The organism is Sphingomonas sp. UYAg733, assembly GCF_054057355.1.
The window spans coordinates 597,533-618,124 of sequence record NZ_JBSRZE010000001.1 but is presented as its reverse complement, the minus strand read 5'-3'; the positions used below and the strand labels follow the sequence as shown (position 1 = coordinate 618,124).

Sequence of the window (20,592 nt, the reverse complement as noted above, 5' to 3'; positions counted from 1 at the left end):
TTCAGTAGGAAGCTGCAACCGACTTTATGAGCCAATCCTTCACGATCGCCACTGCGCCGCAATCTGCTGAATGTGGAGCGCAGACGACATGGTAGCCCGCGCCGGGCAATACGGTCTCGAAGGGCTGCACGAGCAATCCCGACCCGATTGCGTCGGCGGCCAACAATAAGCTGACCAGGACCACGCCTTGTGCAGCGATGGCTGCTTGAACCGCGTTCAATCCGTTGGTGAAGCGCGGGCCGGCATCGATGTTCGCGAGCTCAATGCCGGCAGCCAAGCACCAACGTCGCCAATCAGGTGGCGGCAGTGGCGTGGTCCTGCCGTCGATGTGAATGAGGTCGATACCTTCCAGGTCCGCGTGGGAAGTCAGGCCGAGGCGAGGACTGCAGACGGGAGCGTACGTGTCCTCCCGTATTAAGGTGCCTCCCACGAAAGGGCCCTTTCCATAGCGGACTGCCAAGTCGACTTCGCCCCGACGCAGATCGACGACGGCATCCGCGGCATGGAACCGTATATCGACCGTGGGCAGCAGGCTCCGAAGTTCACTTAGCCGAGGCACGAGCCACTGGCTGAGAAAGGCGGCTGTGGAGGATAGCGTGACGACCTCGTTTGCGTCACGTTGTTGTATTCGCGTGGCAGCGCGGCTCAATCCGTCCAGTGCCGTCGTTGCTGCTTCGAACAGGATTTTGCCGTCGGGCGTGAGGCAGATCGGTCGGGGCGATCGAACGATCAGGCGGACGCCTAGATGGTCCTCGATCTGCCGAATCTGATGACTGATGGCCGTTGGGGTGACGAACAATTCCCTGGCGGCATCCTTGAAGCTGGCCAGGCGCGCTACTGCCTCGAAGGCGCGCACCGCTGAGAGAGACGGGAGGTTCTGCCGAATGTTCATGAGCTGAGTTCATCTCATACATGACAAATTCGATTTTGAACAAGCATGGCGGTTGCGGCAAAACTCCGGCCACGAGCAAGGCACTATCAAATTCCTGATGAGCTGGAGTTAAGTCGTGAGAATTCTGGAAGTCGGTATTGTGGACGTTTTCGCGTCGCAGCCTTTGAGCGGCAATCCGCTCGCCGTGGTCGAGGGTGGCGAACAAGACGACGATGAAACGCTGCGACTCATATCGCGTGAATTCAACCAAGCTGAAACCACATTCATTATGCCGAGCAGCGTCGCGGACTGGAAGCTGCGGTCGTTCACGGCGGCCGGATCGGAAGTCCACGGGGCCGGCCACAACGCGCTCGGCGCTTGGCTCTGGCTGGCCTCCAAAGGAGCCTTGGGCGACCTCGAACGACCCACGACCTTCCATCAGGAGATTGGTGGCCGAGTGTTGCCCATTGTCCTTGAACGGCTTGAAGGACGAACCCATGGCCGTATGCAGCAGGCGCCTTTGCGGTTGCTACCTGTTTTCACCGACCACGCGGCCCTCGTGGAAGCGCTCAAGTTGAAACTGACCGACTTGGTTTTACGCCCTGGGCCACGCGTCGCCGACACCGGCGCTGCTCATCTTATGGTGAGACTGGCCGATCGCATCGCAGTGGATCGCGCCGAACCGGTCGGCAAGGAATTGCTCCCCGTTCTCGTGGCCGCTCAGGCAGAGGGCTGCTACATCTATGCTTTTGATGAAGCGGGCGGCAATTCAGCTTATGCCCGTTGCTTCAATCCCACGATCGGCTTGTGGGAGGATGCCGCGACCGGCACCGCCGCCGGTCCGCTCGCCGCGTATCTGGCGAGTGAGGGCCTGATTACCGGCGATGCGCTGGTTGTCGAGCAGGGGACGCGCATGGGCAGGCAGAGTTTCCTGCATGTCGCTGCGGGCCCGGTGCCCGAACTGTCCGGCTCCGGCGTCATCGTCATGCGGGGCCAGATCGAACTCCCCTGCGAAGGCTAAAAGTTTGGTTCTGCGGGTCGTGGAGCCTCTCGCCGTCGCTTGGCCAACTGCACTATGCGAACCCACCTGCGAGAACTGCGAGCAGCTTATGCGTCGTGAGGATCTCACCGCCAGCCTTGAGGCCGATACAGCGGAACGCGAGAGGCGATGGGCAACGTTCAAGGCGGGGTAGCACGACCGTGCGTTTCTGACGCCCCTGACCCGCGGAGCGCACGATCATAGGGCTTGTCTCGCCCGGTACAACCTATCGATCAGCCTTCGGCGCAGGTCGAAGCTCGGTCGCCCACTTCCTAGAAAGACGGCGTGACACGCCGTCTCAGCATCTGCCGGACTAGCGCGGCATCGCTGTCCCCGAGCCGACCGCCGGTCGCGCACAGGTAGAGTCGATTGGGGCAGGACCTTCCGATCGCCAACAAGCCAAACGCGCGCGCGGCATCCGCCGGCGCGATAGTCACCCCCCGTCCCACCGCAACGCTATGCAGGGCTTCCTCCAGCTCGTCGCAGTGATCGTGACGCACCAACGCCTCGGGCTGGCGGCCATGGATTGCAGCGAACCAGCGCGCGAAGACATATTCATGCTCTTCGTAGGTGATGAAACGCAGGCGCTCGATCTCATCCATTGTTCCGGCGACGGCCGCCGCGCCGACAAGTACCAGATCCTCTTCGGCGATCACTTCACTTTCGACCTGTACTATGTTGACGGTGCGATACGTCAGCGCCAGTTCGATGTCTCCGCGCACCAGTTGCGCGGTCATATCGTCGTGCGTCCCCATGCGCAGTGATATAGGCCTGTCGATCAATACGCTGCGGAACAGCATGGGCGCCAAGCGATAGCGCCCGAAGCCGGTCACCGCGCCAATGCGCAGCGGTAACACACGCGGATCTGCCTGACTGACATGTGCGCTCATCCGCGCGATCTCATCGAGCGCCCGCGCAATCGTCTCGTGCAACAAGCGCCCCTCAATGGTTAGCTGGAGCCCGCGCCCGACCCGCTCGGTCAACGGCGCACCGACTTCGCGCTCGAAGCGGCGCAAATCGCTGTGAACCGCAGGAGCCGACTTGCCTATCGCTCGGGCTGCACCGGCTATTCCGCCCGCCGTTGCAACGGCATGAAACACCGCCGCGCGGCGCAGATATGCTCCGTCCACTCTTCAGCTCCACAGAATGGTTGCCTGTCAAACTGCAAATAGTTGAACTTTAAGATGGGCGCTACCGGGAGGCGAGAGGAGACTGATCATGCGTCTGACGAAGTGCATCGCTGGCATAGTGCTGGCATTAAGCGGATCGATGGCAATGGCGGAAGAACCTGGGACCGCACGCCTGTTCTCCTACACGCTGATAGACCGTCCGGCGTTCGAAGCGGGTTACCGCGCGCATCTTCGCTGGCATTCGGAGCATCACGACCGCCTCGTCTGGTACGCCTGGTACGTGACCAGCGGCGCCCGCAGGGGTACTTTCGTCGATGGCACATTCGGCACGACGTTGGCAGGCTTGGACGCACGACCGGACCCCGAGGGAGACGGGGCTGACTTCCAGAAGGTCGCGGGTCCGCACGCAACGTCAACCGGCATCACGAGCTGGATGCTATGGTCCGGCCCGACCACGGGCACTCCGCTCGAAAAGCGTAAGCCGCACGATCGGCTCACCGCCCTTTTCATCACGGTTGGAGCGGAAAATCTCGTTGCGTTCGAATCCGCCGCTAGGAAACTGACCGCCACTCGCGATAGCAAAGTCCAGCTGAGTTGGTATCGCAGCGGGGATGATGCTTCGACTGGTCAGTATATGCTGCTGATTCACGGTGTTTCACCGAGTCCGAAAATCGAGCCATCAGAAACTCTGAAGCAGTTGTATGGGGCAGGCGCTGATGAACTTACCAAGGAGATCACGACGGTGCGGATGGAAGGTTGGCGCTATGCGCCAAGCCTGTCGCTGATTCCCGGCTTGCCGCTCACGCGATGACCTAAGAGCATATCTCTGATCCGCCACGTTCTGGCCGCCAGCCACGGCAAACGTCGGCTTGTCTTTCGGAAAGCCTATCTCGTGCACGAAGAATCCAAGGGTATCGGAGCCGAACCCCACGCGTAGGTCACCCGGTGGCGATGATCGGGCTGGTGCTGGCTTGTCCGCGCGTTGGCCACGGAGGCCCATGCCTCGATGGCGGTGCTCGCCAGCACCGAACCCGCCGCCAGCAACTGGGCCGCAATGCGGTTGTTCATTTGGACCAGGGCACCGACCAGGAGCGGCGCGAGTGCTGCCCCGAGCCGGGCCATTCCACCTGCCCATTCAATGCCCGTGGCTCGAGCGCGAGGGACAAGCCTCGGCCACGAACGTGATGGCGGCGCTGAACATGCCTTGCAGATGATGTGCCGCAGCATAATCCCACAGCGTCACAGGCAAGAGCGCGGTATGAAACGCGAGACCGGCCAGCGCCCCAGCAGCGAGTGCATTGCTGCCAAGGACCAGAGGCTCGCCGCACGCGTTCAGCGCGAAAGGGATTCCCTGGCGATCGGCGAACCCGGCAACGGCAACCCCGAACAGAAGGCCAAAATCGGCCCGCGCCCGACCGTCTTCGAGCCATCGGCATCGAATCCGACGCATTGAACCCAATGGCATTGGGCCTGAATGCTGAAGCGCTGCATCGGGCTTCTGAATATCGCCGGCGTCGCCTGATCCGACCGGAAGATGGACGCTGCGAAGAGCGAGCCGCACCTATTGGAGCGCGAGTAATCTGAATGGCTTTGTCGCCCGACCACTGCTCCATCAGCCAACAGAACGCCGTCAGATTTGCAGTGGCGGCCGAGCCGAGTTACTCGCAGCTCGCCGCGCAATCATTGCCTCGAGCACTTTCACCAACTGTGTTCGATCCAGCTCGGTAGTGTTGATTTCCAGCAGGCCGCGAATGCATTCGGCGTAGATCGGCCACATGCGGGCGCGCAGGTCGCGGCCGGTCGTGGTGATGACGATGAGGTGGCCCCGTCCGTCATCGGCACATTGACGACGCTCAATTGCTCCCTGGACCTTCATTCGGTCGATCAACCGCGAGATGTTCGATTGCGCGATCAGCAAACACCGCTCTAGTTCAAAAGGGCGCAGGCCCCCGTCGCCGGCGCGTTCAAGAGCCCAAAGCGCGTCATACCAGGCGTAAGGCGGCAGGCCCTGTTCGCGAAAGCCACGCTCGATAAGCGCCATCGTCGTTTGCTGAGCGCGGTTGAGTGCAATCCAAGCCTCTACGGCGCTTTTGCTGGGTTCGTCTCGCATGCCAGGTATCCTAGCATCAGATGCCTTGCATTCAATGCACTCGCATCTATATAGATGCGAACGCATGTATATTAGGAGTCATATTGTGACAGCCCAGACCTCCCGCCTTCTCTATGTCGAGGCTTCGCCGCGCTCGTCGGGGTCAGCGTCGCGGCGTTTAGGCCAGGCTTTTGTCCGGCGTCTGGAAGAACGCGATTCGGGGATCCACATCGACCGCCTAGACCTGTGGAACACGGATTTGCCGGAGTTCGATGGCGCAGTGATCGCAGCCAAATACGCAAAGCTGGCGGGCCGGGCGATGACCACAGGTGAATCGGAAGCCTGGTCGCTGATCGCGGCGATGGTCGAGCGCGTATCCAGTGCCGACCGTATCGTGATCGCCACGCCCATGTGGAATTTCGGCATCCCGTACAAGCTCAAGCATTGGATCGATCTGATCACCCAGCCAGGCTTCACCTTCACCTTCGATCCCAAGACAGGATATTCGCCGCTACTGAATCCGCGGCCGACGCTGATCCTGCTTTCGAGCGCAGGCGACTATCGCAGCGGCGCGAGCTGGAACCGGCCTGATCTCGCGACACCCTATCTGAAAGCGGCGCTGAGCTTTATCGGCCTGTCGGATCCCGCTTTCGTGCCGATTGGCCCGACGGTCGGCGACCCGGCGATGGTCGGCGAGGGCGACGCGCGCGCGCAAGGCGATCTTGCCGCGCTGTCCCTCGCATTCTGAGCGTCGATTGATGACGGCTCGCCTCGCCTGGACCTTTCTGCTGCTGTCCGGCGTCATCGACGTCGGTTGGGCAATCGCAATGAAAAAGGCGCAGGGCTTTTCCAATCCCACCTGGTCGTTCGTGTCGTTTCTGCTGCTCGGAGCGTTCGTGTATTTGTTGACGAAAGCACTGGCCGTTCTCCCGTTGGGAACGGCCTATGCGGCGTGGACCGGCATTGGCGCCCTGGGCAGCGTGATAGCGGGCGTGCTCTGGTTCAACGAGCCGGTCAGTCTCATTCGCCTAGCTTCAGTTGCATTGATTGTGACTGGTGTGGCCGGATTGAAAGTCGCATCTGCGTAGACCCACCGAGCGACCCTTCGCCACCAGCATCTTTGTCGGAGTGTCGGTATTAGTGATCACTCGAATCGTGAATCAAGCCGGTCAAACGTATCGTTGCCTAGTGGCAGCGAAGGTCAGGGCCATTGATCTGAGAGGGATGATCTGACCCAGACCCCGTGATAAGACTGGTACGAGCTGCATTGGCTGACGAAGGGGCAGCTGGCTCGGCTTGAGCCATTCGTTCCCAAGAGGCATGGCAAGCCGAGGGTTGGTGATCGTTGCGAGTTCATCCGGAGGACTGAGCCGGCCATTCGAGAGGAAGTATCGGTGAAAGTAGGCGCGCATATAGCCCAACGCGACAGATCGGGGATCCGTGGAACGAGGACCGGAATATGAAGTCGTGCGGTTGTAAGCTACGGTACGCGCACGCCCCGATCGGCAGAATGCGACACACCGCGTCAGAGACGCTTGATAGGCACTGTCACGACAGCCCTTTCGTGACCCTCGTGCTCTCCGGAGGATATGTTGAGGCCGGAGACGAAGGCCGCCGCCGCGTTGGTCCGGGCGACGTGCTTGTCCATCGTCCTTTCGAGTCTCATCTTGATCGCTTTGGTGCATCCGGGGCCGACGTCTTCATCCTGCCCCTGCCCGATGACCTGATCGATGGTGATATCGTTGGAGGCGTGACGACGAACCCGGATGCGGTTGTCCGTGTCGCCGAACGGGATATCAACGCGGCGGTTCGCCTCCTGCTTTCTGACATCCGGCCGGGAGGTGATGGGGAACGGGATTGGCCCGATGAGCTCGCGTCTAGCCTCGCCAGTCTTAAACTCTTCTCCCTGAGCGATTGGGCAGCCTGCGCCGGCCTGCGGCCCGAGACGATCAGTCGAGGATTTCGACAGGCATACGGCTCTTCGCCAAAGGCGTTTCGAGCGACTGCGCGCGCGCGCGCCGCGCTATCCGCGATCCGTGCGCGACCTGAAAAGCTGTCGTCGCTGGCAGCTGAGCTGGGTTTCGCGGATCAAGCGCATATGTCCCGCGCCGTGGTCGCCCTCACCGGGCACCCTCCTAGCGAATGGCGGCCGGTCGCAACGTGATGTCAACTGAATACAAGACGGCTCCTTCGCCGGGCTGTAGCCGTCGCATCGAACCATTTGCTCTGGATCCAATGCACACTTTCCCAAACGGTCGCATCGTCCTGCCCGCTGAGCACGCGGCCATTCGACCTCCTGACGAAGTCGGATTCGGTCCCGACGCCGGCATTGCGTCCACGCAGTCTGGAAAGCGCTGCGCGACCCTTCGGAGGGCGACTTCGTGAGCCCAGGCGCCCAAGCCCGGAGACGCTCAGCGCTTGTGTCCTTGGCGGCCGCCATACTCGCCTGGTCTTGCGCGACAACGGCTTCAGGTGCGCAGATCCTGGGCTTGGCTATCGATCCAAAGGCGCGCTTGGTCGATGGAGAAGTCGTACCTCCGCCGGCGCCCCCTGCTGACTACGTGGTCTTTCTGGATGCCGCGGACCCGATCCGCGAGCTCGGTCGCGTCGTGACGCCGACGAGCTTCATGGGTCCCCCGTCTTCGGTCGTAATCCCCAGGAGCGGCCGCTTCGCCGTCACTAGCGCCACCGCACAGGTCGATCCAAAGGACCCGGCGAAGTTCGCGTCCTTTAGCCGCGTATCGCTGATAGCGTTGAGGCCTCGGCCCCGACTTGTAACGACACTGGACCTTGGCTCGCCACCTTCGTCGTTGGCCCTCAGCGCGGACGGGATGCTTCTCGTCGCGGTGCAAGGTGACAGAGACACCGCCACCGTGCTGCGCGTAGACGACACGTCCATGCGGATAGTGCAGAAAGTGACTTTTCCTGTGGGATCCCGGCCCCTCGCTGCGGCTTTTCTCCCAGGCGGGCGCCGTCTGCTGGTCACTTTTTCAGGTTCGAACGTGATCGGTATCTTCGACGTTGAGGGCGATGTGATCAAGACGCCAGCGGTGCGGGAGATGACGGCGGGGGTCCATCCAACGGCGGTGTCGATATGCGGCACGAGCGGCTACGCCGTGGTTGCCAACTACGGCGCGGTGTCCGGTGATCGGGACACCGTCAGCCTGATAGATCTTTCCCCCTCCAATCCTCGGGTGGTGGACACGATTTCGGTCGGCGCGTCGCCGGAAGGCGTTGCTTGTTCCGCCGACGGGCGTTTTGCGGCTGCGGCGGTTCAGAATATGAGCACGGTCGCCTCTTCGAACCCCTACTATTCGACTGATAGCATAGTCGTGTTGCTGAGGCGCGACGGGGATCGACTCACGCGGATCTCCGAACGGCGCATTGGCGGTTGGGCGCAAGGCGTCGGCTTTCTGGATGACGGTCGCCTGTTCGCAGAAAGCATCATGGATGGGACGGTCCACCTCTTTCGCATCGAGGGGACTGAACTCCGTGAGACCAAGCCACTGTTCGTGGCGACCGACGGCGGGCCCACTGGCTATGGCCTCTCCGGCCGATGACCCGCTGGTCGGCCTAACCGCGCGAACTAGGTCGAACGCCACCTGCATTGCCGGATTCCCGAAGACCCTTCATCGCCTTGGCTATCCGGCGCTCCCGCGTGTCAGCCGACGCCGATTTCAGGACATGAAGAACAAGCGCGTATTGCGCGCTCTTGGACAGGTTGTCGTAGGCTTCTCGAGCCTGCCCATCCCCTTCGAGCGCAGCGGCGATGTCAGCGGGCATCGGAGCCTCTACCTGTGAGGCATAGGCGGAGGCCCAGCGACCGTCCTCCTGGGCAGCCCGGACTGCAGCCAGGCCGGCCTCGCTCATCCGGCCCGCCGCGATCAGCGCTTCGGCTCGTCTGACGTTCAGCAGCGACCAGGGCGTCTTCGGTCGCCGCGGAGAATACCGCTGGAGGAAGGAGCGTGTGTCGCGCGCCTTACGGTGACTGTCGATCCATCCGAAGCAGAGCGCGACATCGAGGGCGTCGCCAATGGTCACGCCGTCCGCCTCGAAGCCCTTGCGGGCGATGACCAGCCAGGCTTCCGAGGCATGGCGATGATTATCCGCCAGCCAGCCCTGCCATTGCCCTGCATCGGCGAAGATCAGTTCGGCGTCGTCGGATTTTGCCGTCACGTCAGGCCCGCCCGGACGTCGCGGTAGTGCTGGTTCACCATCAACCCGACGACGTTGCCGAACGGATCGACGACCGAGCCAGCGACGAAGCCATCGCCGAATGCGCGGATCGATTCATGCATCACCGCTCCCTTGCCGAGGAAGCCGGCCATTGCAGCTTCGACATCGTCGACGCACCAGTAGACGACGGCGCCCGCAGCTCCGGAGGTGTTTCCATGATCGCCGAGTTCGACCAGAAACCGGCGATCGACGATGCCCAACTCTACGCTGTCATCGCCGAAGCGAAATTCGATATAGCCGGGCCGTTTGAAGTAGGGCTCGACGCCCAGGATCTCCGCGTACCATGCGCCGGCGGCGTCCAGATCCTCCGCGCTGAGACGCACGGTGGCGACCCCTCTCAGGGCGGTCGGTATTGACGTGGGCAGAGTGTCGCTCATCGGAGTTCCTGTCTTCATGGAGAATGTTTGGGGACGCGGCGGCGTCTTAGAGCCGGTCCTGGAGCGTCAGGGTCAGGCTCCGCTCCGTGCCGCCACGCATTACCCGAAGCAAGATTCTATCCCCTTGCGGGCGCGTCCGCAGCATCGCGCGGACGTCGGACAGTGCCTCGGCGACCGCAGACCGCCCGTCGATCGCAGTGACGATGTCGCTGGGCTCGATGCCCGCGGTCTGGGCCGGTCCGCCGGGCGCTACGTAGGCAACGACGAAGCCGGTCGGCCCGGCGTTCAGCCAAAGTCCCGACCGGTCGAACGTTCCGACGTCGGCTGGGGGCGGTGTGATGGGTTTCAGGTACATGACCTGCCTCGAGTAGTCGAAGCTGGTGACGAAGCGCTTCAACAGGCCGCTGCCTATGTTTCCGCCGAAATTCGCGTCGCTGAACGAACCTGCCGCGGCGCGGGACAGTCCGAGTACCGGGCGCTCGACGACGATCGGTCCGATGCTCAGCGACGGCGAGCGGACGACCTGGGACATCGACGGGCCGCCAACGCCCCAGCCAGTCATGGCGGTGATGCTTCCCGGAAACTTCGCTGTGAGGTTGTGGGCCCGCACGAAAGGGCTCGTCACATCGACCTCGTTGCGGGAGCCGGTATCGATGTCGAACAGAATCGGAATGTCGCCGAGACGGCCTTCGACCTGCGGAAGGTGGTCATAGAAGACGAAGGGGATCGCGACACCCGCGTCCGAAGCGTCGAAGGCGCTGAACGGCGTGAAAGTCAGTGTCTTCGTCGCATAGTCGATGCGCACCGCCAGCCGGCGGAACAGTTCAAAGCCGATCATTCCGTCGACGCGTATCCCCTCCACGGCGGGATCGTATATATCCATCGTGATGGCCGTCTGTTCACGCATCCGGATGGGGCCGATCGCGATCTCACGCACGTGGGCATATCCGCTGGTTGTGGTCTTCTCGCCCGCGCCGGCGGAAGCGGCGGCTCCGGCTGGCCGCAGCCCGGCCTCAGCAACGACGCGCGACGACAGGATGGTGTGGCCACCAGTGTCCACGATGAAGGTGTAGGGTCCGCGTCCCTCGACCTTCGCCTCCACGTAGATGTGATTGTTGAGGAGCCGGAACGGCAAGACGACTTTGCTCTCATTCCCGTCAATCGTCACCCCCACGGGCGGTTCCGTGGGGCGCGAGTAGGCCGACAAGGGTCGCGCCGGTCGTCGCGAAACGGACAACAGCCGCATCGTCGCGTAGTTGGCTTCGCCGGTTCCTCCGTCCACGATCAGACGGGTCGCCCGCAGCACTCCTTCGCGGCGCTCGTAGTCTCGATATTGAGTGCGGGTATCGAAGAACATCTGACGTTCGGCGATCTGGACGAGCCGCCCGGTCTCCCTATCGAACCAGGCGTCGAACCCCGAGCCACCCCGCGGCGTCACCCTGAGCCGATGGACGCTACGACCCTCGATCGTGTCCAAGCCCAGATACGAAACCGCCGCCCCACCCCGGTCCTCTCGCCACCAGGTGTTGGCGTTCCTGTAGGCTTCGTTGATGGCGAGCCGGACGCGGTCTCCGCCGGCTTGCGAGGTATTCGCTCCGGAGATGTCACGCATCCATGGCATCGTCCCGTCGAAGCCGTTCGCCACCCTGATCGCGCCCAAATCGCTTTCCGTCACGAAGGCGCCGCTGTTGGTATCCAGCCGCGTCACGACCGTTCCCTCCAAGCCCTGGCCCGAATAGGCGTAGGTGATTGTTTCGGTCGCGGCACCGGCGCGCGGGCCTGTCGCCGCGCGGTGGGCCCTTAACACGGCGGCGACGACATCGGGGGCGGCGGAGGCGGATCCGAAACCGAAGACAGACAAGAAGATTAGTGAAAGGACAGCGATCCGCCGCATGCAACATTCCTGAAACCGAGAAAGCCCGGGTCTAGCGCAGAGGCATGGTGACTGCTTGGACCCAGTTGACGCCGACCAGGCTCGCGCAGGGAACGATCGTCCTTTTTGCCTAACGCCAACGCGCGCTGAGCATTTCTCTGCCATGGAGAGATCGCTAGAAAGGCGACCCGATGAACTGCGGGAAGGCCTTCCGGTCTTCATGTGTATGTGAGAGCTAAAGGGGAAAAGCGATGTACGGGTTGATTGGTAAGATGCTGGTGATGCCCGGCAAACGAATGATCTAGTGGCTCTATTGACCGAGACTGACGGTGGCATGCCCGGGTGTCGCAGCTACATCGTGGCGCGGGACCTCGCCGACGACGATGCAATTTGGGTCACCGAAGTCTGGGATAGCCACGAGAGGCATGGTGCGTCCCTGCAATTGCCGGAGGTTCAGGTGTTGATCGCGCGGGCGCGGCCGATAATCGCGGGGTTTGGCGAACGCTTCGAGACGGACCCGGTCGGGGGCATTGGGCTGGGCTGATACGCGGGCCCGCCGGAGCTTCTGGGTTGCCCGACTGATTGCCGTCTGATTTAAACCGTACGCCGCGGCCTTATCCCCTTGTTTCTCGGATCGTTAGCGGCCAGCCGCTGCGATTAGTCGCATGGACGCAATCGCCCCGCCGGCATATTCGCTGGCGCGATGCACCCAGCGGACACCTTTCCGCGCAAGCGCATCGCGCTGCAAAAAACATATATTAAAAGCATATATTAGAGGTGTTGTTCAGATGAAGATCGCTGTCCTGTCGGACATACACGGAAACCTCGCTGCGCTCGACGCCGTCCTTGCCGATATCGCTCGGCGTGGCATCGACGATGTCGTCAACTTGGGCGACATCCTATCTGGGGGGCTGGAGCCAATGGAGACAGCGAATCGCCTGATTCCGATGAATCTACCTACCATCCGAGGAAATCACGAGCGGCAGATGCTGACCGTGCAGTCGGGGCAAACTGGCTTATCCGACGCGCATGCGTTGGCGACTCTTCGGCCCGATCATCTGACTTGGGTGCGGGCTCTGCCAGAAACACTTCGGCTCTCCGATGATGTACTGATGGTGCACGGCACGCCGGACAGCGATCTGGAATATTTCCTGGAGACCGTGACGCCGGAAGGACTAAGGCCGGCAACCGAGGCCGAGGTCGAGGAACGAGCGGGGAGCGTGGCGGCGGCGGTTATCCTTTGCGGGCACACTCATATCGCGCGGATTTTTCGTCGCCGCGACGGCCGGCTGATTATCAACCCCGGTAGCGTCGGCCTTCCGGCCTACGATGACGACCGGCCCTATCCCCACGTGGCGGAGAGCGGCTCGCCACACGCCCGATACGCGATCGTGGAGAATGTAGGCGGGGCGTGGGCCGCGGAGTTGATCCAGGTGACCTACGACTGGGAGGCAGCCGCGCGCCGGGCCGAAGTGAATGGCCGCCTCGATTGGGCGCGCGCCCTTCGGACCGGCAAAGTCTAATTGCCAACCAGGCACTCGCCGAGCTGTTCATCGCGCGTGGACCGCCAGCGAACGTCCGGTCCGATAATGGACCTGAGTTTATCGCGACGGCGGTCCAGAAGTGGTTGGCGCAGATCGGCGTGACGACGCTGTACATCGCACCAGGATCCCCATGGGAGAACGTCTACAATGGATCCTTCAACGGGTCGCTGCGCGACGAACTGCTTAGCGGTGAGATCTTCTACAGCCTCACCGAGCCCGCGTGCTGATCGAAGCCTAGCGGCGGCACTACAACACCATCCGTCCGCATAGCTCGTTGGGATACCGCCCTCCGGCACCGGAAGCTGCTCCATCGGCGACAATGCAATAACAATCAACACGGACCACTCAGTGGGGGCCGGTCACATCTGCCAATCAAATCCTGTTGCGGTTCAGAGATATTTTAGCAGCACGCTAGCCAGACGATCGGGAGCTAACCGTGGAATGTCGTGGGCGCAATCAAACGTGAACGTCGCCCAATGCTCGTTTCGTTCCAAGTTTTTGGAAATCTCTGTGAAGGGACTGCCCTCCCATCCGGACGCGGCAATGAATGCCTTCTCTGGCACGCCGTACCAAGCTCCGCTCAACTTTATCGCCTGGAGGAAAGTGGCCATCGGATGAGGGCGGCATCGCTGGTCGAGATGGGGAGGGGGAGCACACGTCATCCCGTCGGCGGCTACACCGGCGATGAAAAGATCGCGATATCGCGGGCCTGCCAGCTGCCAGACTGATTCGCCGTCTTGGGGCACATAGGCATCGGCGTAGACAAGCGCTTTGACGAGTGAAGGCTCTCGGTCGGCTGCGCCAGTGATGATCATCCCACCATATGAGTGGCCAACAAGGACAGCAGCCGTGTCACCATCTCGGAGTGCGCAAGCGACTTCCTCGATGTGGCGTTCCAAATTGATTCCCACCGCCGGATCATCACCCAGACCTCGAAGGGTAATCGCTTGGACATCGTGCCCGAGCGAGGACAAGATGGTGCTTACCGCGGCGTACGCCCAACCCCCATGCCAGCCACCAGGCACCAAGATGTATCTTGCCATCGGTACGCTTCCATACTCTGAGGTGTATCGGCAGCCAGCCGGCTGGTTTTGACCCCGTAAGCTGCCTAGATCACATAATCGAAAAAGCCATGGGAATAGCAGTGGCAAATTCGTTGCAGACGTTAAGTGAATCTGATCGGAGATTAGTCGCTGAATGGGCCGCCGCTTGTGCGGAGCGCGTTGTGTGGTTGTTCGAAGCCGAAAGTCCCAGCGATGGCCGTCCTCGAGCCGCCATTGCTCGGACGCGGGCGTTCGCTCGTGGTGAGCTGAACGCTGCGTTGGAAATACGCCGGCGTTTCGGAGGTGGCGGCGCCGCCCGTGAAGTAAAGTCGCCAGCGGCTGTGGCCGCGGCCACAGCCGCCGGTCAAGCCTCAGCGTGGCAAATGGTGATGGGCTAGGCGGCTACGCTCAAATAGCGGACCCCATCGTGGAGAGACGAGTTCGCATTAGACCGACAACACCCTGCCGACCTTTCCCCGAGCGCGTCACGGCGGATGGCCTTAAACGTAAGCAACTTGAGACTGAGGCCGCTTAAGTCATACGCCCCCGTAATTAGCACTCGTCGTAGCATCTTGTCCTACCATATCGCGAGACGGCCTCCGATCAGAAGAGATAGCGAGATAGCGAAGTTGACCACATTCCCGTCAACTCGCCGCTGCATCCGCCTTGCCGCTCCCTCAAGATTCGATATTTCTCCGCCGAAGAAAGGCGTCGCGGCCGCGCTCATGAAGAAGCCGAGCAACGGAATCAGGCTCAGGAGCATTGCGATGCAGACGCCGAGAGGCGCCGACACGCGACTGCCCCAGAGAAAGACGAGTGCCAGAATGCCGATCGCGGACGTTGTCAGGACTTGAGCGACCACATGAAAACGCGCGTGAGCAGGCCAGTGGGGATTGCCCGCATGACTTCGGTTCAGGTCGGCGAACACCGGAATGAGCGTGAACTGGACAATGCCGACGGTCATTAGGATGTAGCCAAACATTCGGGTCCCCCGTCGCGCCTTCACTCCGAGCCTTGCCTTACTTACGCTAAATGGCAAGGCTTCGTCGAAGGGAGCGCCCGGGGGGGGCGAATTCGGCATCGCCGGGAACCAAGGATTGACTCCCGCACTGGAGCGAACGTCGAATATTTATGGTCGATGGCGGCGGGCGCGTCTCGTCATGACGATCAACCATCGCTTAGCGCGGCGGCAGGTGTCGCTTATGTGATAAAGCTGCAATCGTCTTCAGGGCGCGTATCGCGCATGAGGCCTTGGCATGGGGTGGCTCGCATCGACTACGGGCACAAACTGTTCAGGCTTCGTCACATCGTTTAGGGGTGGCGCATGCCGAATCCGGAGCTGAATGGCCAATTCGCAACCAGTTTTGTCGGTGACTCGCGCGCTGCCAATCAGATGGATAAGCGGCGAGCCCCGACACTAACCCGACGGGCCAACTGCTCATGTTCGCCTGTGTAAATTCAGTGGTTTTTTAGAAGGCTTAATGGTGTCGGAGTAGGAGTGGGCGATGAAACCAGAGTTTACAGTCGATGCAATCCAGCCCGATCTCTGGCGGATGCGCTTGTCAGGTTTTTTCGACGCGGCGGCCGCCGAGCGGCTCAGAATGCACAGTGATGCAGTTCTCGAGGAGCTGACTTGCGCGCCAAACGAACATGTCACTCTCGCGGATCTCACGGGGATGTTGATACAGCCTCAGGATTTGATTCCGACATTTTCCAGTCTCTTCAGCCGCCCGACGCAGCGCAGTCGGCGAATGGCAATCATCCTAGGAACCGCGCTTCAGAGAATTCAGGTCAAGCGACTAATAGGGGACCGCACCGACATTGCCTTTTTTGCGGATGAGACGACCGCAATGACGTGGCTGCGGTCCGACTAGTCCCGATCGTGGGTCGCGCTATAATGTGACGATGGCGGCGAGAAACACGTCCGGCGGGTTTGCTCTACTGCACGACGGCACCGCAATCCTCTCATCGTGATGGGCGGTCGCACCGTTCGGGTGTGAGATAACCGGTGGTACAAACGCTCAGCTCGGCGCACTCAAGCTAGCCGTTTATAAACGAGATACGTCAACCCCTGCGCACTAGTCTTCGACTCACTCAGCAAAAACTGGTGCTGAGTGCTACTTCTCTCAAACAGCCGTGTCCCTGGGCCAACCACCGTTGGGAATACCGTTAGCCTAATTTCATCCAACAATTCTTGTTCGATGAGCCAGCTCACCAGGCTTAAGCTTCCATGGACTCCGATGGTTTTGCCGTTCTTTTGCTTAAGTGCGTTGATCGACGCCTTCACGTCACCAGAGATTACTTCCGTGTTTTGCCAAGAAGGAGCCATGAGCGAGCTGCTTACAACATACTTCGGCGATGGGTTAATGAACTCGCGAAATACATCATGCTTCGCGGTGGGCCAGTAAGAAGCCCATTCGTCATAGGTTTTGCGTCCAAGCAGAACTGCATCCTGCTCATTAATCGTCTCACTCAAAAGGCCAATGACATCGTCGTACATTCCATCCCTGCCGAAACGAAACGGGTCGCTCACGACGCCATTGACGCTCGACAACAGGTAGGACGATAATTTTCTCACGGGGCATTTCCTTATGAATCTTGTCATGCACTCAAGAACTAGTCTTAGTTGCGGGTTCGGATTTGCTCCGATCCAAACGCTAGTTTCAGGTATCGGATAAGGTGATCCACGCTTTCAGCGGCGATCTCTGAACAACCCTTGGCCTTTGCGAGAATGAAAGCGCCCTGGAGAACGGCTTGGGTGTGTAGCGCAAGCGACTTGGCCGTCCAATCGGCTGACATGCCCCGATCCTGTATCACCGCTTCGATATCAGTTTCGACCGTCGTAGCATGACCACTGATGCTGCGGTCGCAGGCATCGCGGATGGCAGGAGCGGTCTCGTAAGTCTCCTGCACCATGGTGCCGACGAGACAGGTAAACTCGGACACGCCGCCTTGCAGCAGCGCCTTGCGAAATTCGAGATATCCAATGACACGGTCGAGCGGGTCGGCGTGTTCGCGATACGGAGCGCGAGCGAATAGCTCTGCGGTCGTCTCCGACCAGTGCTCTACCGCCGCTACGCCGATTGCGTCCTTGGTTTTGAAGTGATGAAAGAACGCACCCTTGGTAGTTCCGGCGGTCGCACAGAGCTCGTCGACCGTGGTGGCGGAATAACCTTTGGCCCGGATCACCGCTACTGCAGCGTCGAGCAGCTTCGTTCTGACGATAGGCTTCGGGGAATGGCTGGGCATCTCACCTCTTCAACAACAACATACCGACTAGTCGGTATGTTGTAAAGCGCAACAGCTTCGATAAAGAATTTTGGTAATGTCGCATTTTCGGTTCCGTCTCTACTCGAACCGCGAGACCGGCGAGCAGGTGCCGTCCTGCCTCGGCCCAGCCAAGTTTGATGAGCGGAACGAAACCGCCAATCCGGACCGCCGATCCGCCAGTCTGGTTCGCTTCGGTAGCGGTTGAAAACGGGGGCGAGCATCATTTTGCGAGCCGCTACCCGGATCCATCCAGCATGTGACGGCGAAGTTTCCAGCGCCCTGCGTGACCATCATCCCCCATCTAGCGCCGGTCCACTCTCGCAGCCCAGGCGGGTCTACACGGGGGGACCTTGGCGATTTGAGGTGCGGGGTTTGTCCCATGTTATCGCGCGTCGCTAAGACGTCACTTTGAGCATGTCGATCAGGGCGCGTAGACCGCCGGAGAGATATCGTCGGCTTGGATAATAGAGGAATAGCCCATCGTCGGGGGCGCACCAATCGTCGAGACAACGGATCAACTTTCCGCTCGCCAGATACGGCATGACTCGATTGTCCCATACGTAGGCAAGGCCGCACCCCTGCAACGCAGCCTCGATCATCAATTCCTGGTCCCCCAGCGTGATCGGGCCATTCACATCGACATCGACCGCTTCCCCCTTCCGTTCGAACTGCCAGTTGTAGATCGCGCCGCTCGGATAGCGATAACGAACGCATTTGTGGTCTTGCAGATCCGCCGGAGTAACCGGCACCGTCCGGTCGAGGAAGTAGTCCGGCGAACCAACGACGGAGAACCGCAGGACCGGCTTGATGCGGACGGCTATCATGTCCTGCGTCAGTCGCTCGCCGAAGCGGATGCCGGCGTCGAAACCATCCTCGACGATATCGACTAGCCTGTCGGTGGCCACGATGTCCAAGTGCAGGCCCGGATTTTGCTTCAGCAGCGGGCCCATGACGTTGCGCAGCACGAAGGGCGCGATGGAACTGGGGATGTTGATCCGGACAGTACCGAACGGCGAGCCGCGGAAGGAGTTAAGACTTTCCAGCGCTTTTCCGATCTGGCCGAACGCAGGGTGCAGCTCGGACTCGAACCGCTCGCCCGCTTCCGTCAGCGAGACGCTGCGCGTGGTTCGGTGAAACAGCCGCACGCCGACGCGTTCTTCCAAGCCGCGAATCGCATGGCTGATTGCTGAAGGCGCGACGCGCCGCTCGACGGCGGCTCGCTTGAAGCTCCTGTGGCGCGCGACCGTGAGAAATATCGACAGTTCGGCAAGTTCGTTTCCCTGCATCGCGAGCGGTCCAATTAGTATTTGTGGCTCACCACCATAATCACAATTCGTCTCCTAATCTTATTTTTCGAACGCGGTTAGAGGGCTGTCACGTGCTCCAGCCGGGTGGACCTTCAAATGAATCTAGTCTTGACCAAGCCACAGCTGAAGACCCTTGAGGGGAAAGCCGCCCTCGTCACGGGCGCAAGTTCGGGCATTGGGCGCTCGACCGCGCTTGAACTGGCTCGTCGCGGTGCCAAGGTGATCGCCAGTGCCCGCCGCCAATCGGAGATCGAGGCGCTCGTTGCAGAGATCGAGGCGGAAGGCCTGGAGGCGACCGCCGTCGTCGCCGACGTCAATGTCGAGCGGAGCGTGATCGACCTCGTGGCGAAAACGATCGCCACCTATGGGCGCATAGACGTGGCGTTCAACAATGCCGGCACCGAAGGCGCCTTCTCCCCTTTCGTCGACCAGACCAACCAAACCTACGACGTCGTCTTCAACGCCAATGTCCGCGGCGTGTTCTGGTCGATGAAGCATCAAGCTAGGGCGATGCTGGCCCAGGGAGGCGGCACGATCATCAACAACGCGTCGATGGGCGGCGTGATCGGCTTTGGCAATGCGGCGCTCTACGTCGCCAGCAAGCACGCGGTGCTCGGCCTGACCAAGACCGCAGCGATCGAGCTGTTCAAGCACGGGATCCGCGTAAACGCCGTCAATCCCGGCATCATCGACACGCCCCTGCAGGACCGCATCTGGCCCAGCGCGGAGGCGAAGACGGATTTCGCCGCATCGACCGTCGCCGGCCGGGCCGGCACATCGGAAGAGATTGCGGCCGTGGTCGCGTTCCTCGCCTCGGATGACGCGGCGTTCGTCTCGGGCCACGGCCTGCTGGTCGATGGCGGGTATTCGATCGCGTGACCGGGCCCGACGCTTCCAGATGCATAAGGAACGGCATCATCGCGGACCTACGTTCGGTGCGATCGAGCGGCTCTCGCGGCCCGATAAGCGCCCGGTCGGGCGCTTCAACGAACAGGACCGCGAGAACCATGTTCGGCGACCTGGTTGCCGCATCGACTCTCGCCTTGTCGCGTACGGCGACCGGCCAGGTAGCTCGCGCGCGCCGCATGATCGGTGCATCGCGCTTGTCGTCAGCTTTGAGCCCTCCCGGGCGAGAGAATCGTAGGGGGCACGTCGGATGGCCACCGGTGCGGCGGATGCCGTAGAACCGAGCCAACCAGCAAACAGAACTGGAGATGAACTGAATGACTGCTCGCTCTTCTGCCGGCGCTCCGGCACACTCTCATCCGACCCAGCTCACGCTCGTCGCGTTTTTACGCGCGAAGAAGGGCTTGGGTGACGAACTGGGTCACCGCCTCTGGCAACTCGTGGAGCCAGCGCGCGCCGAGCAGGGAAACATCAACTACGACCTTCATCGGTTGATCGAGGATCCCGACATGTGGGTGCTTTACGAGAACTGGAGGACGGCGGGCGATCTCGCAGCCCATTTCGAGCTCCCCTACATGAAGAGGTTCGCCGCCGCCCTCCACGAGGTGCTCGATGGTGACATGGACCTGCGCCGTTGTGCGATGGTTACCACGGTCGCCGCTAGGTCCTCATCGCGCGAGGCCTAGCGTTGCGGCATCGCGGCGGGGGGCCAGCCCATGGCGGGCGGGTCTGCCGGCCCCCAGACCGCCTGGAGAAGCGGTGCGGTCATCGGGCGGCCCCTTTTTGCCTATGGCGCTGCGCGCCGGGCCGGCGCCGGATCGTGTGCACGACGCGAAGGTCCGACAGGACGCTGAGGCCCCTGCGGATCGCGCGTCATGGGGGCGCCAAAATTTACCCTGCAAAGGAG

Annotated in this window: 24 protein-coding genes and 1 pseudogene; 14 read left to right on the top strand and 11 right to left on the bottom strand. The window is 61.3% G+C overall.

Annotation, left to right across the window (positions count from 1 at the left end):
• Position 1: 1 nt before the first annotated feature.
• Positions 2-892 (bottom strand): LysR substrate-binding domain-containing protein, encoded by an 891-nt coding sequence (locus ACVWZA_RS03175; protein WP_457309691.1) that lies wholly within the window; start codon positions 890-892, stop codon positions 2-4.
• A gap of 115 nt (positions 893-1,007) precedes the next feature.
• On the opposite strand from ACVWZA_RS03175, the gene ACVWZA_RS03170 reads away from it, so the two are divergent.
• Complete coding sequence (locus tag ACVWZA_RS03170; RefSeq protein ID WP_457309690.1) at positions 1,008-1,892, top strand: PhzF family phenazine biosynthesis protein; 885 nt, start codon at positions 1,008-1,010, stop codon at positions 1,890-1,892.
• A gap of 290 nt (positions 1,893-2,182) precedes the next feature.
• On the opposite strand, the gene ACVWZA_RS03165 is transcribed toward ACVWZA_RS03170, so the two are convergent.
• Positions 2,183-3,040 (bottom strand): LysR family transcriptional regulator, encoded by an 858-nt coding sequence (locus ACVWZA_RS03165; protein ID WP_457309689.1) that lies wholly within the window; start codon positions 3,038-3,040, stop codon positions 2,183-2,185.
• A gap of 88 nt (positions 3,041-3,128) precedes the next feature.
• Between ACVWZA_RS03165 and ACVWZA_RS03160 the strand changes: the two genes are divergently transcribed.
• Positions 3,129-3,851, top strand: a complete 723-nt coding sequence (locus ACVWZA_RS03160) for a hypothetical protein (protein ID WP_457309688.1) — start codon at positions 3,129-3,131, stop codon at positions 3,849-3,851.
• A gap of 447 nt (positions 3,852-4,298) precedes the next feature.
• The gene (locus ACVWZA_RS03155) at positions 4,299-4,493 is read left to right on the top strand and encodes a hypothetical protein (RefSeq protein ID WP_457309687.1); all 195 of its coding nucleotides are present in this window, start codon (positions 4,299-4,301) and stop codon (positions 4,491-4,493) included.
• Positions 4,494-4,670: 177 nt separating this feature from the next.
• Here ACVWZA_RS03155 and ACVWZA_RS03150 read toward each other — a convergent pair whose 3' ends face one another.
• The gene (locus ACVWZA_RS03150; RefSeq protein WP_457309686.1) at positions 4,671-5,150 is read right to left on the bottom strand and encodes a MarR family winged helix-turn-helix transcriptional regulator; all 480 of its coding nucleotides are present in this window, start codon (positions 5,148-5,150) and stop codon (positions 4,671-4,673) included.
• A gap of 85 nt (positions 5,151-5,235) precedes the next feature.
• On the opposite strand from ACVWZA_RS03150, the gene ACVWZA_RS03145 reads away from it, so the two are divergent.
• The 4 genes from ACVWZA_RS03145 (at position 5,236) to ACVWZA_RS03130 (ending at position 8,689) form a co-directional block, all read left to right on the top strand.
• Positions 5,236-5,877, top strand: a complete 642-nt coding sequence (locus ACVWZA_RS03145; RefSeq protein ID WP_457309685.1) for an FMN-dependent NADH-azoreductase — start codon at positions 5,236-5,238, stop codon at positions 5,875-5,877.
• A 10-nt stretch (positions 5,878-5,887) separates the two neighbouring features.
• Positions 5,888-6,217, top strand: a complete 330-nt coding sequence (locus tag ACVWZA_RS03140) for a DMT family transporter (protein ID WP_457309684.1) — start codon at positions 5,888-5,890, stop codon at positions 6,215-6,217.
• 476 nt (positions 6,218-6,693) lie between these two features.
• Positions 6,694-7,293, top strand: coding sequence for a helix-turn-helix domain-containing protein (locus ACVWZA_RS03135; protein WP_457309683.1), 600 nt, complete (start codon positions 6,694-6,696; stop codon positions 7,291-7,293).
• A 325-nt stretch (positions 7,294-7,618) separates the two neighbouring features.
• Positions 7,619-8,689 carry a YncE family protein gene (locus ACVWZA_RS03130; protein ID WP_457309682.1) on the top strand — a complete coding sequence of 357 codons (1,071 nt, stop codon included), beginning with the start codon at positions 7,619-7,621 and terminating at the stop codon, positions 8,687-8,689.
• A 13-nt stretch (positions 8,690-8,702) separates the two neighbouring features.
• Here the strand turns inward: ACVWZA_RS03130 and ACVWZA_RS03125 are convergent, their stop codons facing one another.
• From ACVWZA_RS03125 to ACVWZA_RS03115, 3 genes are read right to left on the bottom strand one after another with little or no spacing between them, the layout of a single operon-like run.
• Entirely contained in the window at positions 8,703-9,305 is a 603-nt protein-coding gene (locus ACVWZA_RS03125) for a YdeI/OmpD-associated family protein (RefSeq protein ID WP_457309681.1), read from the bottom strand.
• Entirely contained in the window at positions 9,302-9,742 is a 441-nt protein-coding gene (locus tag ACVWZA_RS03120) for a VOC family protein (protein ID WP_457309680.1), read from the bottom strand. Before ACVWZA_RS03120 ends, ACVWZA_RS03125 begins: the two co-directional genes overlap by 4 nt.
• 46 nt (positions 9,743-9,788) lie before the next feature.
• The gene (locus tag ACVWZA_RS03115) at positions 9,789-11,636 is read right to left on the bottom strand and encodes an aspartyl protease family protein (RefSeq protein ID WP_457309679.1); all 1,848 of its coding nucleotides are present in this window, start codon (positions 11,634-11,636) and stop codon (positions 9,789-9,791) included.
• Positions 11,637-11,949: 313 nt separating this feature from the next.
• On the opposite strand from ACVWZA_RS03115, the gene ACVWZA_RS03110 reads away from it, so the two are divergent.
• The 3 genes and pseudogenes from ACVWZA_RS03110 to ACVWZA_RS03100 all read left to right on the top strand — a co-directional run.
• Positions 11,950-12,159, top strand: coding sequence for a putative quinol monooxygenase (locus tag ACVWZA_RS03110; protein ID WP_457310054.1), 210 nt, complete (start codon positions 11,950-11,952; stop codon positions 12,157-12,159).
• A 244-nt stretch (positions 12,160-12,403) separates the two neighbouring features.
• Positions 12,404-13,138, top strand: a complete 735-nt coding sequence (locus ACVWZA_RS03105; RefSeq protein ID WP_457309678.1) for a metallophosphoesterase family protein — start codon at positions 12,404-12,406, stop codon at positions 13,136-13,138.
• Positions 13,139-13,149: 11 nt separating this feature from the next.
• Positions 13,150-13,487, top strand: a pseudogene (locus ACVWZA_RS03100) (integrase core domain-containing protein); the annotation flags it as partial.
• A 61-nt stretch (positions 13,488-13,548) separates the two neighbouring features.
• On the opposite strand, the gene ACVWZA_RS03095 reads toward ACVWZA_RS03100, so the two are convergent.
• Entirely contained in the window at positions 13,549-14,202 is a 654-nt protein-coding gene (locus ACVWZA_RS03095; protein ID WP_457309677.1) for an alpha/beta fold hydrolase, read from the bottom strand.
• A gap of 89 nt (positions 14,203-14,291) precedes the next feature.
• Between ACVWZA_RS03095 and ACVWZA_RS03090 the strand changes: the two genes are divergently transcribed.
• Entirely contained in the window at positions 14,292-14,600 is a 309-nt protein-coding gene (locus ACVWZA_RS03090; RefSeq protein ID WP_457310053.1) for a putative immunity protein, read from the top strand.
• 179 nt (positions 14,601-14,779) lie between these two features.
• Here ACVWZA_RS03090 and ACVWZA_RS03085 read toward each other — a convergent pair whose 3' ends face one another.
• On the bottom strand, positions 14,780-15,184 hold the full coding sequence (locus ACVWZA_RS03085) for a hypothetical protein (protein WP_457309676.1): 405 nt from the start codon (positions 15,182-15,184) through the stop codon (positions 14,780-14,782).
• 523 nt (positions 15,185-15,707) lie between these two features.
• Between ACVWZA_RS03085 and ACVWZA_RS03080 the strand changes: the two genes are divergently transcribed.
• A complete protein-coding gene (locus tag ACVWZA_RS03080) occupies positions 15,708-16,076 on the top strand; it encodes a hypothetical protein (protein ID WP_457309675.1) in 369 nt (122 codons plus the stop codon).
• A gap of 161 nt (positions 16,077-16,237) precedes the next feature.
• Here ACVWZA_RS03080 and ACVWZA_RS03075 read toward each other — a convergent pair whose 3' ends face one another.
• The 3 genes from ACVWZA_RS03075 to ACVWZA_RS03065 all read right to left on the bottom strand — a co-directional run bounded on the left by ACVWZA_RS03075 (position 16,238) and on the right by ACVWZA_RS03065 (position 18,758).
• Entirely contained in the window at positions 16,238-16,780 is a 543-nt protein-coding gene (locus ACVWZA_RS03075; protein WP_457309674.1) for a dihydrofolate reductase family protein, read from the bottom strand.
• Between the two features lie 44 nt (positions 16,781-16,824).
• The gene (locus ACVWZA_RS03070) at positions 16,825-17,451 is read right to left on the bottom strand and encodes a TetR/AcrR family transcriptional regulator (RefSeq protein WP_457309673.1); all 627 of its coding nucleotides are present in this window, start codon (positions 17,449-17,451) and stop codon (positions 16,825-16,827) included.
• Positions 17,452-17,867: 416 nt separating this feature from the next.
• Positions 17,868-18,758 carry a LysR family transcriptional regulator gene (locus tag ACVWZA_RS03065; protein WP_457309672.1) on the bottom strand — a complete coding sequence of 297 codons (891 nt, stop codon included), beginning with the start codon at positions 18,756-18,758 and terminating at the stop codon, positions 17,868-17,870.
• Positions 18,759-18,887: 129 nt separating this feature from the next.
• Between ACVWZA_RS03065 and ACVWZA_RS03060 the strand changes: the two genes are divergently transcribed.
• Both ACVWZA_RS03060 and ACVWZA_RS03055 read left to right on the top strand, forming a co-directional pair.
• On the top strand, positions 18,888-19,658 hold the full coding sequence (locus ACVWZA_RS03060) for an SDR family NAD(P)-dependent oxidoreductase (RefSeq protein ID WP_457309671.1): 771 nt from the start codon (positions 18,888-18,890) through the stop codon (positions 19,656-19,658).
• 344 nt (positions 19,659-20,002) lie between these two features.
• Positions 20,003-20,371 carry a putative quinol monooxygenase gene (locus ACVWZA_RS03055; RefSeq protein WP_457309670.1) on the top strand — a complete coding sequence of 123 codons (369 nt, stop codon included), beginning with the start codon at positions 20,003-20,005 and terminating at the stop codon, positions 20,369-20,371.
• Positions 20,372-20,592 lie beyond the last annotated feature (221 nt).